The 16822-nt window shown below is 32.7% G+C and carries 13 protein-coding genes; 4 read left to right on the top strand and 9 right to left on the bottom strand.

The annotated features are described in order from the left end of the window. Positions 1-339: 339 nt before the first annotated feature. From GQS57_RS06020 to GQS57_RS06010, 3 genes are all read left to right on the top strand, one after another. Complete coding sequence (locus GQS57_RS06020; protein ID WP_165731669.1) at positions 340-1329, top strand: aspartate-semialdehyde dehydrogenase; 990 nt, start codon at positions 340-342, stop codon at positions 1327-1329. Positions 1330-1343: 14 nt separating this feature from the next. Then, the gene (locus tag GQS57_RS06015; protein ID WP_165731668.1) at positions 1344-2390 is read left to right on the top strand and encodes a ferredoxin--NADP reductase; all 1047 of its coding nucleotides are present in this window, start codon (positions 1344-1346) and stop codon (positions 2388-2390) included. Between the two features lie 462 nt (positions 2391-2852). After that, positions 2853-3518 carry a LysE family translocator gene (locus tag GQS57_RS06010; protein WP_165731667.1) on the top strand — a complete coding sequence of 222 codons (666 nt, stop codon included), beginning with the start codon at positions 2853-2855 and terminating at the stop codon, positions 3516-3518. Between the two features lie 482 nt (positions 3519-4000). Here GQS57_RS06010 and GQS57_RS06005 read toward each other — a convergent pair whose 3' ends face one another. The 8 genes from GQS57_RS06005 to GQS57_RS05970 form a co-directional block, all read right to left on the bottom strand. Continuing rightward, positions 4001-5782, bottom strand: coding sequence for a cbb3-type cytochrome c oxidase subunit I (locus GQS57_RS06005; protein ID WP_165731666.1), 1782 nt, complete (start codon positions 5780-5782; stop codon positions 4001-4003). A gap of 24 nt (positions 5783-5806) precedes the next feature. Then, entirely contained in the window at positions 5807-6823 is a 1017-nt protein-coding gene (locus tag GQS57_RS06000; protein WP_165731665.1) for a cytochrome c oxidase subunit II, read from the bottom strand. A 38-nt stretch (positions 6824-6861) separates the two neighbouring features. After that, the gene (locus GQS57_RS05995; protein ID WP_165731664.1) at positions 6862-8268 is read right to left on the bottom strand and encodes a quinol:cytochrome C oxidoreductase; all 1407 of its coding nucleotides are present in this window, start codon (positions 8266-8268) and stop codon (positions 6862-6864) included. 28 nt (positions 8269-8296) lie between these two features. Next, a complete protein-coding gene (locus GQS57_RS05990; protein WP_205860218.1) occupies positions 8297-8839 on the bottom strand; it encodes a cytochrome c in 543 nt (180 codons plus the stop codon). 10 nt (positions 8840-8849) lie between these two features. After that, positions 8850-9377 (bottom strand): DUF3341 domain-containing protein, encoded by a 528-nt coding sequence (locus GQS57_RS05985; RefSeq protein WP_165731663.1) that lies wholly within the window; start codon positions 9375-9377, stop codon positions 8850-8852. 2 nt (positions 9378-9379) lie between these two features. Then, complete coding sequence (gene nrfD, locus GQS57_RS05980; protein WP_165731662.1) at positions 9380-10834, bottom strand: NrfD/PsrC family molybdoenzyme membrane anchor subunit; 1455 nt, start codon at positions 10832-10834, stop codon at positions 9380-9382. Positions 10835-10911: 77 nt separating this feature from the next. Further along, entirely contained in the window at positions 10912-13974 is a 3063-nt protein-coding gene (locus tag GQS57_RS05975) for a TAT-variant-translocated molybdopterin oxidoreductase (RefSeq protein ID WP_165731661.1), read from the bottom strand. Positions 13975-14056: 82 nt separating this feature from the next. Next, positions 14057-15364 (bottom strand): cytochrome c3 family protein, encoded by a 1308-nt coding sequence (locus tag GQS57_RS05970; RefSeq protein WP_165731660.1) that lies wholly within the window; start codon positions 15362-15364, stop codon positions 14057-14059. Positions 15365-15558: 194 nt separating this feature from the next. On the opposite strand from GQS57_RS05970, the gene GQS57_RS05965 reads away from it, so the two are divergent. Further along, positions 15559-15927, top strand: coding sequence for an SPOR domain-containing protein (locus tag GQS57_RS05965; protein ID WP_165731659.1), 369 nt, complete (start codon positions 15559-15561; stop codon positions 15925-15927). A gap of 185 nt (positions 15928-16112) precedes the next feature. Here GQS57_RS05965 and GQS57_RS05960 read toward each other — a convergent pair whose 3' ends face one another. Then, the gene (locus GQS57_RS05960) at positions 16113-16682 is read right to left on the bottom strand and encodes a DUF2911 domain-containing protein (RefSeq protein WP_165731658.1); all 570 of its coding nucleotides are present in this window, start codon (positions 16680-16682) and stop codon (positions 16113-16115) included. Between the last annotated feature and the right edge of the window lie 140 nt (positions 16683-16822).

The raw sequence follows: 16822 nt of genomic DNA, 5'->3' as shown, positions 1-16822 counted from the left end.
GCCGCAAAGTTACTGATTTTAGAAAGAGATTTTATGATTTATATCATGGATTTGAGAGACTTTGCCAGGTATTAAAAAAGTTAGCAAACAAGGTTAGCCCTGATTGAAGTGACATCCTTTTTTATTTTTCATAAAAAAGATATAACGGAAAGCAGGAAATAGCTTCAAAAGAATAAAGAACCTATTATTTAAAAATTACCACAAACTGTTTAAATTTAAACATTAGAAAAATTTGTGATTCAATTTTAAACTTTGGTTGATTTATAAGGGATTAAGTGATTTATATAATTATTATTTTTAGGATATTTGCAACTCAATATAATATTAAATTTTTAGGCGATGAAAATAGCTGTAGTAGGTGCAACTGGAATGGTGGGCACAGTAATGTTAAAAGTTTTAGAAGAGCGTAACTTACCAATAACGGAATTAATTCCTGTAGCTTCTGCAAGATCTGCTGGAAAGAAATTATCATATAAAGGAAAAGAATATACCGTAGTAACCTTAGAAGACGCCGTAAAAATGAAGCCAGATATCGCTTTATTTTCTGCAGGTGGAGATACTTCTGTAGAGTGGGCGCCTAAATTTGCTGAAGTTGGTACAACAGTTATCGACAATTCTTCTGCTTGGAGAATGGACCCAACAAAAAAATTAGTGGTTCCAGAAATTAATGGAGACGTTTTAACAAAAGACGATAAAATTATTGCAAACCCTAACTGTTCTACAATTCAGTTAGTAGCAGTTTTATCTCCGTTACATTTAAAGTATAAAATGAAACGTGTAGTTATTTCTACATATCAATCTGTTTCTGGTTCTGGCGTTAAAGCTGTGCAACAATTAGATAATGAAGAGGCTGGTATTGATGGCGAAATGGCATATCCTCATAAAATTGGTAGAAATGCAATTCCGCATTGTGATGTTTTCTTAGAGAACGGATATACTAAAGAGGAAATGAAATTGGTAAAAGAACCTAAGAAAATTTTACGTGATGATTCTTTTTCTGTTACTGCAACTGCGGTTAGAATTCCTACTGCAGGTGGACATTCTGAAGCTGTAAACGTTCAGTTTGAAAATGCCTTTGATTTAGCGGAAGTTAGAAAAATATTAAGTGAAACTCCTGGAGTAATTGTAGAGGATGATTTGGCTAACAACGTGTATCCGATGGCAATAAATGCACATGATAAGGATGAAGTTTTTGTTGGTAGAATTAGAAGGGATGAATCTCAAGAAAATACCTTAAATTTGTGGATCGTTGCAGACAACTTACGTAAAGGTGCAGCTACAAACACAATACAAATTGCCGAATATTTAATTGCAAATAATTTGGTATAAAATAAACATTTTTAATGGCAACATTTCATAAAGTAAATATACACGAAGTGATAAGAGAAACCGCAGATGCGGTTTCTCTTGTATTTAAAATACCCGGAAATTTAAAGTCTAAGTTTGCTTTTCATGCAGGGCAATACTTAACACTTAAAAAAACAATTAACGGCAAAGAGGTTAGAAGAGCGTATTCTATTTGTTCATCTCCTAGCGATTCTTATTTAAAAGTAGCAATTAAAGCAGTAGAGAATGGTACTTTTTCTACGTATGCAACTACAGAATTAAAAGAAGGAAATTTTATTGAAATTTCTGAACCTGAAGGTTTGTTTACATTAGAAACAAAACCTAATAAAAACTACATTGCTTTTGCTGCAGGATCTGGTATTACACCAATTCTATCTATGGTTAAAGATGTATTAGAAAACGAAGTTACGTCTACTTTTACATTAATTTATGGTAACAAAACAGTTGCAGATACTATTTTTAAAGAAGAATTAGATGCTTTAAAAGAAGCAAACCCAGACCGTTTTAATATACATTACATTTGTAGTAGAGAACAGCTAGAAGGTTCTTTATTTGGTAGAATAGACAAAGCACACACCAATTTCTACATTAACAATAGTTACAAAAATACTTCTTTTGATGCTGCTTTTTTATGTGGACCAGAAAGTATGATTGAAGAAGTTTCTGCAACACTTACAGAACGTGGTTTTGCTAAAGAGGATATTCATTTTGAATTATTTACAACCTCTATAGATGAAGAGGCTGTAGCGGAGATAAAAGAAGGTACTACAGAAGTTATTGTAATGCTAGATGATGAAGAAACAACCTTTACGATGAACCAAACTGACGATCTTTTATCGGCCAGTTTACGTAACAATTTAGATGCTCCTTATTCTTGCCAAGGAGGAGTTTGTAGCACCTGTATGTGTAAAGTTACAGAAGGAAATGCTATTATGGTTAAGAATTCCATTTTAACAGATAGCGAAATTGAAGAAGGATTAGTTTTAGCTTGTCAGGCATACCCTACAACTTCAAAAATCTCTATAGATTTTGATGATGTTTAAAAATATTTAGTTGATACCTGCAAGGTTTCAAAAGCCTTGTAGGTATCAACTTTTATAATTACCACTATTTTTTGGGCGTTCGAGCGGGCTTTCCGCTATATCTTTTTGCTAAAAAACAAAAAGGATGTCGCTACTATCCCTAACGCGGATTCAGTTATGTGTATTACATATCGCAAGAATATCACTTCAAAGTATTAAAAAATCTATTAACAGTCAGCACACCAAGTTTAACAACTTTATATGATTTCTTCACAAAAGGATCGAAAAGACAAACTGTGGAATGACAAAAACATCTGGTAAAATAAGTTTTAAACGCCCCAAAATTCACAACAGTGTAACTTGGAACATAGAGAAAAGTCTCATAAAACTAACAACATTATTCTACTTAAACTTGATACATTACTAAGACAATTTAAAAAACTGATAATTGGTAAATCGTAATTAAACAATTACCTTTATCCAATGGATATTTACGACTTTAAGAATGCTTTTTTGATAGGTTTTTTCATGGCTTTTATGATAGGGCCTGTTTTTTTTATGCTTATTCAAACCAGTATATTAAAAGGAGCAAGAGCCGCAATTGCATTTGATCTTGGTGTACTTTTGGGTGATGTTACTTTTATATGTATGGCATATTTTGGTAGTAGATCTTTTTTAGAAAAAATTAAAGATGACCCTAGACTATTCTTTATTGGTGGTCTTGTTCTTATTGTATACGGTCTAATAACTTATTTTGACAAACAAAACAAAAAGGAAGCTTTAGCATCTGCAGAAACAATAGTGGTGCCTGTTAAAAACAACTATATAAAACTGTTTTTTAAAGGTTACTTTTTAAACTTTATAAATATTGGTGTGTTAGCATTTTGGTTAGGTACTGTGTTGGTAATTGGACCTACTTTAAACATGAATTCTAACAGTATCTTTTGGTATTTTGCTACCATAATTTTAGGTTATGCAATTACAGATCTTGGAAAAATATTCTTGGCAAAACAGCTAAAAAGCAAAATGACTCCTTTAGTAATCTATCGACTAAAGAGAATAATGGGAATTATATTAATTATCTGTGGTGTATTCTTAATTCTAAAAGGGTTTATACCTAATGATAAAATAGATAATTTTATCAGTTAAAATTGTCATTTATTCAAATACAACTATACATCAAAAGCATAATACTTTACATTTATATCAATTGAATCTCTTTAGTTTTTTAATGATAACGAATACCATTTCTGTACAATAACAGCCATTGAATTGAGTACTAATGTTAAATTACATGTGAAAAATTCTACTATTTAAGTTTTGAAAAGTTTTAAAACAGCTCTTTTAAAGACCTATTATTCTGATCCATAAAGGAAATTATTAAAAAGTAAAAACGCCGCATTAGTAATGCTATCATAAACTCTAAAACAGCTAACAATAACTTGTTCTACTTCAGTTGTTATGCTTTTATACATATAAATACTTTATTAATTCATTAGAGACAAAATCACTCAACAACCACACTTTCTAACGAATGCTATAAACATTTATAAAAACAAAAAAACCAGTGAATAAATTCACTGGTTTTATATCTTAAATATCATTTAAAACTAAATGATGTGTTTTATATCCTAAGAAGGTTGCTCACCATCTAGTAAAGGCACAGTTTGTAACACAAAGTCTTCACCATGCAAATAGTCACTCTCATCATCATTTGGATCTACACGCTTACTATAGTCATATGCCCATCTATGTACTTCTGGTAATTTCCCTGGCCAGTTTCCGTGTACATGCTCTACAGGAGTTGTCCATTCTAAAGTAGTTGCATTCCAAGGATTCATTGTTGCTTTTTGTCCTCTATAAATAGATATAAAAAAGTTTGCAATAAAAAATATTTGAGCAAAACCACCAACTAAGGCAAACAATGTAATTACTATATTAATATCAGATAAATCATCGAACATAGGAAATGCTGTGTTAGAATAATATCTTCTTGGTAAACCTGCTAAACCTATAAAGTGCATTGGCCAGAAAACTCCGTAAGCACAAATGATGCTTAACCAGAAATGCCAATATCCTAATGTTTTATTCATCATTCTACCATACATTTTAGGAAACCAATGATACACACCAGCAAACATTCCAAAAATAGCAGAAACACCCATTACTAAGTGGAAATGCGCTACAACAAAGTACGTATCATGAACATTAATATCTAAAGCTGAATCTCCTAAAACAATACCTGTTAAACCTCCTGTAACGAATGTAGAAACCAAACCGATAGAGAATAACATGGCGGGATTTAATTGAAGATTACCTTTCCACAATGTAGTTAACCAGTTAAATGATTTTACTGCAGACGGAATTGCAATTAATAACGTTGTAAATGTAAATACAGACCCTAAGAAAGGATTCATCCCTGATACAAACATATGGTGTCCCCAAACAATTGTAGATAAAAAAGCAATTCCTATAATAGAACCAATCATTGCACGGTAACCAAAAATAGGCTTACGTGAATTGATTGCTAAAATTTCTGATACAATACCCATGGCAGGTAAGATTACAATATATACCTCAGGGTGACCTAAGAACCAAAATAAGTGCTCGAATAATACAGGAGAACCACCTTGATAATGTAAAACTTCACCAGCAATAAAAATATCTGATAAATAGAAAGAAGTACCAAAACTTCTATCAAAAATTAATAATAAAGAAGCAGACAATAATACAGGGAAAGAAACTACACCAATAATGGCAGTTACAAAGAATGCCCAAATTGTTAAAGGCAATCTTGTCATTTTCATTCCTTTTGTTCTTAAGTTAAAAACAGTAGCTATATAGTTTAAAGATCCTATTAAAGAAGAAGCAATAAAAATAGCCATAGAAACTAACCATAATGTCATACCCATTCCAGAACCTGGAATTGCTTGTGGTAAGGCACTTAATGGAGGATAGATTGTCCATCCTGCTGCTGCTGGACCAGCTTCAACAAACAAAGAGCACACCATGATGATGCATGAAACAAAGAACATCCAGTATGAAACCATGTTTAAAAAACCAGAAGCCATATCTCTAGCTCCAATTTGCAATGGTATTAATAAGTTAGAAAATGTACCACTTAAACCTGCCGTTAATACAAAGAATACCATTATAGTACCATGTATTGTTACCAAAGCTAAGTACATATCTGGATTCATTACACCGTCTGTTTGGTGATCTCCTAAAAATGCTTCAATTATAGAAAATGATTTTTCTGGCCATGCAATTTGCATACGAAATAACATAGACATAAATACCCCAATAATTCCCATAAAAATACCAGTTACTAAGAACTGCTTAGAAATCATTTTATGATCTTGGCTAAAAATATATTTTGTTACAAATGTTTCTTTATGATGATGTTCTGACATAATCTTATTTATTTGTAGTGTCTTTTAATTATTATTATTTAAAACTGATGATAATGTTGGTTGCTCTGCAATCCATTTGTCATATTCTTCTTGCTCTACAACTGTAATTTTCATTTGCATGTTATAGTGAGAAGCTCCACAAATTTTATTACATAACAATAAATAATCAAACTCATAAGGATCTTCTCCTTTAGCTTTTCTTATCTTATTGATTCCTGCAGTTTTCTCTACTACCTCAGATTGTTGTCTCATCTCTGCAGTAGTATATTTTGGAGTAAAACCAAATTCAGTAACCATACCTGGTACACAGTTCATTTGCGCTCTAAAGTGAGGCATATAAGCTGAGTGTAAAACGTCTTGAGAACGAAACTTGAAATGAACTTTTCTACCTTTAGGTAAATACAATTCAGTTACTTGTTTATCATCTAAAGCATTTTTATCATCCATATCAACACCAATAGTGTTCATACCTTTAATATAATTTACGTTTCCTAAACCTAACGTATTATCTTCACCTGCATAACGAGCATCCCATCTAAACTGCTGAGCATAAACTTCTATCACTACAGGATCTTCTAAGTCAGATAAATCCATGATGTTATTCCATTGCCATAATCCATAACCAATTAAAACAACTAAAACAACAGCTGGAGTAATAGTCCAAATAGCCTCTAATTTGTGACTATCTGAATAGAATTTTGCTTTCTTTCCTTTCTCTCCTTTATACTTAAAGGTAAAATAGAAGATTAAGAATTGCATTAAAAATTGAACAATACCAATTAACCAAAATGTAATATCAAAAAGGTTATCATCATGTTCTCCTTCATAAGAAGCAGATTCTGGTAACATTACAACATTCATGAAGATTAAACAATAAATCATCATTGCATATAAAAAAACCATAAAGTAAATGGCATTTCTACCTTGGGTTGCGTTGTCTTTATCAGTAGCGATTACGCTTCTTAAGTTTAATATTCTGGTTATTTGCCAAAAACTTACACCGATTGCAACAGCTATAAAAATATAAAATAGAGCTAGCATATTTATCTCGTCTTAATTATTTTAATTCAAATTATTTATTAATGATGATCTCCTGAACCTTCTCCTCTGTGTTCAATATTATAATAGTGGTAATGTTTACTTTCTTCTATGAAAGGATTACCAGTTGGTATAGCACTTGCTTTTGCAAAAGAACTAAAAGTAGCATATATAAAGACTCCTAAGAAGAACAATATTGCACCAATTTCAGGGATACCGAAAGACCATTGGGCTCCAACAGTACCAGGCATAACCATTACAAAAATATCTATATAATGTCCGCAAAGAATTGCAACACCTCCAATAACGATAAACCAAGGAATACTTTTAAAGTCACTGTTTAATAATAACAATACTGGAAAAGCAAAGTTCATTACGACCATTGCTAAGAAAGGAAAGTTATATTCATTAAATCTCATCGCAAAATAAGTGGTCTCTTCTGGAATATCTGCATACCAGATTAACATAAATTGAGAAAACCATAAGTACGTCCAGAAGATAGAAAAACCAAACATATATTTTGCTAAATCATGAATATGACTATCGTTTACACCTGGTAAAGCTCCTTTAGAACGTAAGTATATTGTTACTAACGCAATTACTGTTAATGCACTTACTAATAAACTAGATAAAACATACCAACCGAATAATGTAGAGAACCAGTGAGGGTCTAATCCCATAATCCAATCCCAAGACATCATTGTTTCAGTAATCATAAATACGAAGATAAAACCTACAGAAACATTATAACTCAATTTATAAGTTTTTCCTCCATCATTTGCAGTATCTTCTTTTATAGAGTTTCTACGGATGAACCATCTGTATGCATTCCATAAAGCTAAATAGATAATACTTCTAATAGCCCAACCTGGTACGTTTATCCACCAAGATTTACCATCTACAATAGGATCATAATTAGGACTTGTAGGATCAAATACTCCTTCTGCCATCCATGGAAACATATGATTCCAATTCATTACAGCCGAAATTACTATAAGAACCATTACAATTGAAGTTGGTACTAAGTTAGCAGTAATTGCTTCCATTAACCTAAACAAAAGTATAGACCAACCCGCTTGCGCAACTCTTTGAATTGCATAAAAAGCTAATACCAATAAAGTAATTCCTAAAAAGAAAAACAATGCTACATATACTGCAGACCATGGTTTATTTTTTAACTGATGTAAAACATGTTCAGCATGTGCGTCATCATGAGATCCATCTACTGAAGCATGGCTTTCACCATGTGCTTCACTTTTATGCCCATCAGCACTAACTTCTTCATGAGAAGTAGCATGACTATCACCATGTGAAGCCTGTTGTGCAATAATTTCTTTAGCTTCTTCAACTGTTTTAGGAGCTGAATAAAAACCATAACCAATTCCCACTAAACCAATAAGTATTAGTGCTAATGAGAATGTTTTTAATTTACCTGAGAATTGATACATATCTTTTTCGTATTCTTTCTAATTGAAATTATAATTCTGAACGTAATTTTTCTACGTACTGTACTATTTGCCAACGCTCTGTATACGTTGTTTGAGATGCATGTGAACCCATTAAGTTTTTACCGTGCATAATTACATGATAAATACTCCCTGTGTTAATATCTCTATCTTTATAATTAGGGATACCAGAAAATTTATCTCTTTGAGATAAAACTCCATTACCATCTCCTGCTTTTCCATGACACGTTGCACAATAGATCTCGTACATTGCTTTTCCATTTGCTAAACTTTCTTCTGTAGTTTCTAACGGATTAGTAACCGTAAGTTTAGACAATTCATATCCTTCATTTGTATTAGGGATATCATAAGTAGCATGTCCGCCTCTTGCAATTGTCCCTGCAACAGGTTTAATGTTTACAGGTTCTCCGTTAAGACCATTGGCTCCATTTACATCATAAGGCACAGATACGTACATATCTGGCATAAATTGTAATTGCGGCTTAGTTTTATCATTACAAGAAATGATACTTGTAAGCGTAAATAAAGCGATAATTAATTTAAAATTCTTCATTTTCTATATATTAGTGCTTGTCTACTACATTAATTTCCACAGCTCCTGTACTAGCTAATAAATCAATAATTTTAGCTTCGTTGTTGTTTACAGGGATTTCCATTAAAAAATGATCATCTGTAGTTCTTGGATCTGGGTTCTCAGCTTCTTTAAATGGCCATAATCTACTTCTCATATAAAAAGTAATTACCATTAAGTGGGCTGCAAAAAACACTGTTAATTCAAACATAATTGGCACAAACGCAGGCATGTTTGCCCACCAAGAAAAGTTTGGCTTACCACCAATATCTTGTGGCCAATCTTGAATCATCATGTAATTAGTCATCCAAATAGCAAATGCTAATCCTGTAATTCCGTATAAGAACGCAGTAATTGCTAATCTTGTTGGTGCTAATCCCATTGCTTTGTCTAAACCGTGAACTGGAAAAGGACAAAATACTTCTTCTATATGAAGATGTTCTGCTTTAACAGCTTTCACTGCGTCCATTAGAACTTCGTCATCATTATAAAATGCGTGAATAACTTTTGATGATTCCATAATTATTCTTTATTAGATTTATCAGTTGTACCTGCTACGTTTGCTACATTAATAGCTGGTTTAGTTGGTATACCTTGTTCTCTTCTCTTCTTGTAAAACTCTCCAGAAGATTTTAAAATTGTTTTTACTTCCGCTTGTGCAATTACTGGGAATGTTCTTGCGTATAATAAGAATAATACACCAAAGAAACCTATAGTTCCCACAAAAATACCAACATCTACAAACGTAGGTTCAAAACGCCACCATGTAGATGGTAAATGACCTTTACTTAATACAATTGCTATAATATCGAAACGCTCAAACCACATACCAATGTTAATTGCAATAGAAATAATAAAAGTAATTACAAAACTTCTTCTAAATTTCTTAATCCATAATAACTGTGGTGTAATAATATTGAATAATATTAGTGACCAGAATGCCCAAGCATAAGGCCCCGTTGCAGCACCTACAGATAAATAGGTATAGTTCTCATAAGGTGAACCTGTATACCAAGCAATAAAGAACTCAGTTGCATACGCTACAGCTACAATACCACCTGTTAAGATAATTACAATGTTCATATACTCAATGTGCATACGTGTAATGTAATCTTCTAAGTTAGTAACTTTTCTCATAATTCCTAATAACGTTTGTACCATTGCAAATCCAGAAAAGATTGCTCCTGCTACGAAATAAGGAGGGAAAATAGTTGAGTGCCAACCTGGGTTAATAGAAGTAGCAAAATCCATAGATACAATTGTATGTACAGAAAGTACTAATGGTGTTGCTAAACCTGCAAGTACCAAAGATACTTCTTCAAAACGTTGCCAGTCTTTTGCTCTACCAGACCAACCGAATGATAATAAAGCATATATTTTCTTTTGGAAAGGCTTCACAGCTCTATCTCTAATCATTGCAAAATCTGGTAATAAACCTGTCCACCAGAAAACTAATGATACAGATAAATACGTTGATATTGCAAAAACATCCCATAATAATGGTGAGTTAAAGTTTACCCATAACGAACCAAATTGATTTGGCATTGGCAGTACCCAGTATCCATTCCATGGTCTACCCATGTGAATCAATGGAAACAATCCTGCTTGAAAAACGGCGAAAATTGTCATTGCTTCTGCAGAACGGTTAATTGCCATTCTCCATTTTTGACGGAATAATAATAGTACTGCAGAAATTAGTGTTCCTGCGTGACCAATACCTACCCACCATACAAAGTTTGTAATATCCCAAGCCCAACCAATGTTCTTGTTCAATCCCCAAACTCCAATACCAGTACCTATGGTGTAAAAAATACATCCAAATCCCCAAAGCGTTGCAGCCAAAGAGATATAAAATGCTATGTACCAATTTTTATTTGCAACTCCTTCAATAGGTTTTGCAATGTCTTCTGTAATATCGTGATAACTTTTATCACCTAGTACTAAAGGTTCCCTTATGGGTGCTTCGTAATGAGACATATTTTTATTACTTAGTTTAATTATAGTTTTTAAACTTTCAAAGTCCTTTAACTTTGAGTTTTCAATTTAAAATTTTCTTACGCTTCGTTTGTATTTCTAACTTTCACTTGATATACTACATTCGGTTTCGTTTGTAAGTAATCTAATACGTGATAAGCTCTCTTGTCTTCTGCTAATGCTGCTACTTCGTCTTTTTCGTTATTTATGTCTCCAAAAACCATAGCACCTGTTGTACAAGCTGATGAACAAGCTGTTTCAAACTCATCTGTATTAACAGCTCTTCCTTCTTTTTTAGCTTTTAGAATTGTTGCTTGTGTCATTTGAATACACATAGAACATTTTTCCATAACCCCTCTAGAACGAACTACAACATCTGGGTTTAAAACCATTTTACCGTAGTCATTATTCATATTGAAGTCAAACTCTTTGTTATTAGAATACTGGAACCAGTTAAAACGACGAACTCTATAAGGACAGTTGTTTGCACAATATCTTGTACCAACACATCTATTATATGCCATTTGGTTTTGACCTTGACGACCATGAGATGTTGCTGCAACTGGACAAACAGTCTCACAAGGAGCATGATTACAGTGCTGACACATCATTGGTTGAAAAGTAACCTCTGGATTTTCTGCTTCCGTTTCTATCGCTTTATACAAGTCTCCACCGCTTAAGCCCATTGCTTTCGCTTCTTCTCTTGTTGCAACCTCAGAAGAGTAATATCTATCAATACGCAACCAGTGCATATCTCTACCAACTCTAACCTCATTTTTACCTACAACTGGTACATTGTTTTCTGCATGACATGCTATAACACACGCACCACAACCTGTACAAGATGATAAATCTATTGATAAGTTAAAGTGATGACCAACTTCTCTGTTGTGCTCTTCCCATAAATCTATAGATTTTGCTTCAACTTCCTGATGATCATAAGATACAAAAGCAGGCTTGTTCCAAGAATGTTTTGGATCTACACTACTTACTACCTCTTTTAAAGAAGCTACTTTTAAAATATCATGACGACCTGCAATTGTTTTTTGTACTTGTGTACAAGCAAATTTATGGGTGCCAGATACTTTTTCTATTGTAACTCCGTACTGAATATTGTTTCCGTTAATGTATAATGGATATCCATTAACACCAACTTTCATTTCGTCTTTTAAACCAAAAGTTTTACCGTAACCTAATGCTAAACCTACAGAACCAATAGCCTGACCTGGTTGTACCATTACTGGAACAACAACATCAACACCATTAACAGATACTTTGGCGTAATCACCATTAATAGCACCGTTATCTTTAACAGGATTAGAAAAACCTAATTCTCTGGCATCTGCCATAGACATCATTAAGTAATTATCCCAAGAAGCTCTTGTAATAGGGTCAGGGAACTCTTGTAACCAAGGATTGTTTGCTTGTTTACCGTCTCCTAAACCTGTTTTAGTATATAAGTTTAATTCAAAACCAGAAGCTTTCTTCGCTGAACTTGCTAATTTTGATGCAATATCAGAAATTACAACAGTAGATTCAAAAGCTTCTCCCTCTTCTTCTAAAGAAAGGTCTTTTTTGAAAAAACCATTATGTAAAGCTTTGTTCCATGAAGCACCACCTAAAACATTGGTAGCTGCGTATGTTTTTAAATAATCGTAATATTTTGTAGTATCTCCAGACCATTTTAATAACGTGTCTTGAACCTGACGTGTATTAAATAATGGTTGAATTGTTGGTTGCATTAAACCATACGTTACAGAATCGAACTGTGCATCTCCCCAAGACTCTAAAAAGTGTGGAGTTGGTAATGCATAATCCATTAAAGCAGTAGTGCTATTATGTTCTGTAGACAATGCTACTGAAATTTCTAGTTTACCTAATCCTTCAGAAAAATCTGATGCATTTGATAATGAATACACAGGATCTACATTGTATGCAATTAATCCTGATACTTTACCAGCTTTCATATCTGAAACTAATTGAGCAACTTCAGCATCATTTCCTTTACGGATGTTTAGCGTATTTTTTGTATCAATAATTTCACTATTTAATGCCTTATTAATCGCTAATGAGATTAATTGTGCATTTTTATCATTCAATCCTGTTAAGACAACACCTTTAGAACCAGCTTTCTTTAAATCTGAAGCTAATTTTTTAATAGTTGCATCTACAGAAGTTGCTTTAGAAGGAACATTTGCTCCTGTAATAGCGTTGTATAAGTTTAACAATGCAAATACCTGATCAGATGGTTTTACAACCACTCTTTTATCAGAATTAGCACCTGTTAAAGACATATTACTCTCTACCTGTACATGGTAAGACATATATCCTTTTTCTGGTTTTCTACCAGCAATATATTTCTTCTCTAAACCTCCGTGGAAATCTCCAAGAAAATCAGCACCAAAAGAAACAATTGTTTTTGCATTTTCTAAATGATAATTTGGTAACACACGTTTACCGTACATTGCCATAAAAGCATCTGCCGCTCCAGATTCTGAAACTGCATCATAAACAACATGTTTTACATTTGGATTTGCAGCAATAAAGCCTTCAATAACTTTATCCGTAGACGGACTTGCCATTGTACCTGTTAATAATACAACAGGTTTATTTGCTTCTTTTAACTCGCTTAATTTTGCACCAATTTTAGAATCAGCATCTGCCCAAGTTAAAAAAGCTTCTTTATCTTGAGGTTCTTTTAAACGTAATTGTTCATCATATAAAGATAAAACAGAAGCTTGTACTCTCGCACTTGTTGTTCCGTCCGCTTCTTTATTAGGCATAATTTGAATAGGGCGCCCTTCGCGTGTTTTTACCAACACATTTGCAAAATCATAACCATCTGCCATTGAAGTTGCGTACCAATCTGCAATACCAGCAATGATATCGTCTGGTTTTACAACATAAGGAATAGCCTTTCTAACGGGTCCCTGACAAGCTGCTAATGAAGCTGCAGCTGTAGTAAAACCAACATATTTTAAAAAGTCTCTACGTGAAGTAGAAGAATTCTCTAAAGTTTCTTTATCACCTAAAAACTCATCTGATGGAAGTTCTTCCACAAATTCGTTTTTACTTAACGTTTCAACAATAGAACTACCTTTAAGTTCCTCAACACTTTGCCAGTATTTTTTGTCTGAAGCCATTTATACTTTTTATTTAATGATTGAAAGATTCAAACTAGAAAACACCCAGTTTTGTAATCTTTTAATTTTTAATTCTTTTTAATTAGTAGTGACATTTACCACACTCTTTACCACCTAACTGTGAAATGGTAACTTGATCTACATTGTATTTCTTTGCCAAATCTTCATGAATTTTCTTGTAATAATCATTACCTTTTAAATCCACTTTAGTGTCTTTATGACAATCTATACACCAACCCATTGTTAATGGAGCATGCTGATACAATTCATCCATTTCCTCTACAGGTCCATGACATTTTTGACAATCGATACCTGCAACTGTTACGTGCTGTGAGTGATTGTAATAAACGAAATCTGGTAAATTATGAACTCTCACCCATTTAATTGGAGCCGTTTCACCTGTATACTCTAAGTTATCTGCATCCCAACCAGCGGCTGTATAAATCTTTGCAATTTCAAGATCTAATTCTTCTTTTCCAAGAACAACTCCATCTCCTAATTCTACAACAGTATCATCTGCAACTTCAGAAATATTTAAGTGACAATTCATACAAACATTTACTGATGGTATACCAGATGTTTTACTATGTTTTGCTGATGAGTGACAATATTGACAATCTATCTTATTATCTCCTGCATGTATTTTATGTGAAAATGCAATTGGCTGAATAGGCTGATACCCTTCATCTACCCCTACTTGAAATAAGAATCCGAATAAGACATAAATACCAATTAACACTAAAAATATAGTAGTTAAAACTTTTAAGAAAGTATTTTTCATTATACCCGCCCAAAGCTCATGTAAATCTCTTTTAAGATTTGAATCTTCCCCTGGAGCAGTATCACCTTTTAATTCACTAACTTGTTTTAACAAACTAGCAATCATTAAAAAAGCAACAATAATAGCCGCAGATAGCACATATATTAACCAACCTGGAGCACCTGCAGAAGAAACATTTGCAGAAGCATCACCTGCCGCCACTTCACCTACTTTTTTAAGCTCACCTACAGTGGTGTAATATAAAATATCATCTACATTCTGATCAGTTAACTGAGGGAAAGCAGACATTGCAGCTCCATTGTACTCGTCAAAAATTGCATTAGCATCTGAATCTCCAGTAGCTCTTAATTCTGCATTATTTTTAATCCAAGAATGTAACCAATCATTTTCTCTTCTTTCCTCGACACCAGCCAAAGCTGGTCCAATTAATTTCTTATCTAACTTGTGACAAGAAGCACATAACGATTTAAATAATTTTTTCCCTTCTTTTTGGCGCGCCTCATCTATATCTTGTGAATAAGCAGATACACTGAATGCAAAAATTAGGAGAAAAGTAATACTTTTAAGAAGTAATGTGGTTAGTCTATTGTGCAGTTCTACACTTTTCATATTTAAACTTTGATTAAAAATATCTAATATAAAATGACAAAAGTCATTTTTTTCCGTTTGACAAAAGTAATACTTCTTCCTAAGGTTTGAAAAGCTAAAAGAATGTAAAACATAATTTATAATTATTCTAAATAAGCGTTTAATCTAATTTATTCCTAAACTAGTCGTTATTTTTGTACAAAATAAAATTAAGCATGAAAAGTAAATTAACAACACTCTCGTTTTTGATTGTTTTATTAGCAACAAGTTACAATTCTTTCTCACAAAATAGCACAAATGAATCTGCAGAAATAAAGGATATTGTTTCTAAAAAAAGAAGTTTCAATAGCACTTTTGGGTTTGGATATAGAATTCAACTTTACAACGGAAACGAATCAAAAGCAAGACAGTTTATGGCTCGTTTTAGAGCAGAATTTCCCGGAAATTTCTCGAAACTAGTTTATTACGCTCCAGAATGGAAAGTACAAGTGGGTAATTACAAAACAAAATTAGAGGCTGATAAAGATCTAATAAAATTTCAAGAAAAATTCTCTGGAATTATTGTAATTCCAATGGGGAAGTAAATAATACAAAAAACACATTAAAAGTAATTAAAAAAGCTTCATTATTTTGCTCTCTAATAAGAAAACAAAATAATGAAGCTTTTTAATATTACATACTTAAGTAGGTTTTACATGGAAGTAAACGACCAACTATCTAAAGTAAGCAGTAAAGCTTTAATACTCTACCAAGACTGTAATAAGAAAACCTATTCTTCTAAATCCACTTCCTCTTGTAAGGAAACCGAAACTACCGTATTGTCCCAACCTAAATGCATGATAACCGTATCATTTTCTCCTTCATTAAAAACAATTGAAAAAGCTTCAATACTTTTTTCAGATTCAGAAACTTTACCAGGAACTCTAATAACATCATCCTTTTCATCATAAGTGTAATGTCCCCATACGTTTCTAACATTACTAAGAATCAGCGTCCATTCTTTATCACCAGGAACCGAAAACAACGTATATGTACCCGATTTTACGCTTTTTCCTCCAAATAAAACATCCTTAAAAAAAGTAATTTCAGAAGCTTCATTAGCACCAGTTCTCCAAACGCCTTTATCTGAAACCTCAGCCAAAGAAGACAATGCTCTTCCTTTTAATTGTGGTCTTCCGTAAATAACTCTTACTAACTTATCAGAATTCCTCCAATCACTTGGGTAGGCAGCAACATCTAAAGGACTCACATCTAATCTTGGAAATTTTTGAGCATAAGTATCTGTTGATGAAAGAATTGAAAGTACAAGAACAGCAAATAATAGAATTGTTTTTTTCATTTTTATAATTTATGAGGTGATATAAAGATCAGTCATCAAAAATAAAAAATCTTACAATCTTATTTTACTAATTTCATGTTAAACATAATGAAGCGGTAATAAAAGGAATTAAGCAGACACAAACTGACATCCCTCATTTC

The organism is Polaribacter sp. 20A6 (assembly GCF_011378915.1).
Classification (GTDB): Bacteria; Bacteroidota; Bacteroidia; order Flavobacteriales; family Flavobacteriaceae; genus Polaribacter; species Polaribacter sejongensis.
This window is presented reverse-complemented; position numbering and strand designations above follow the sequence as displayed.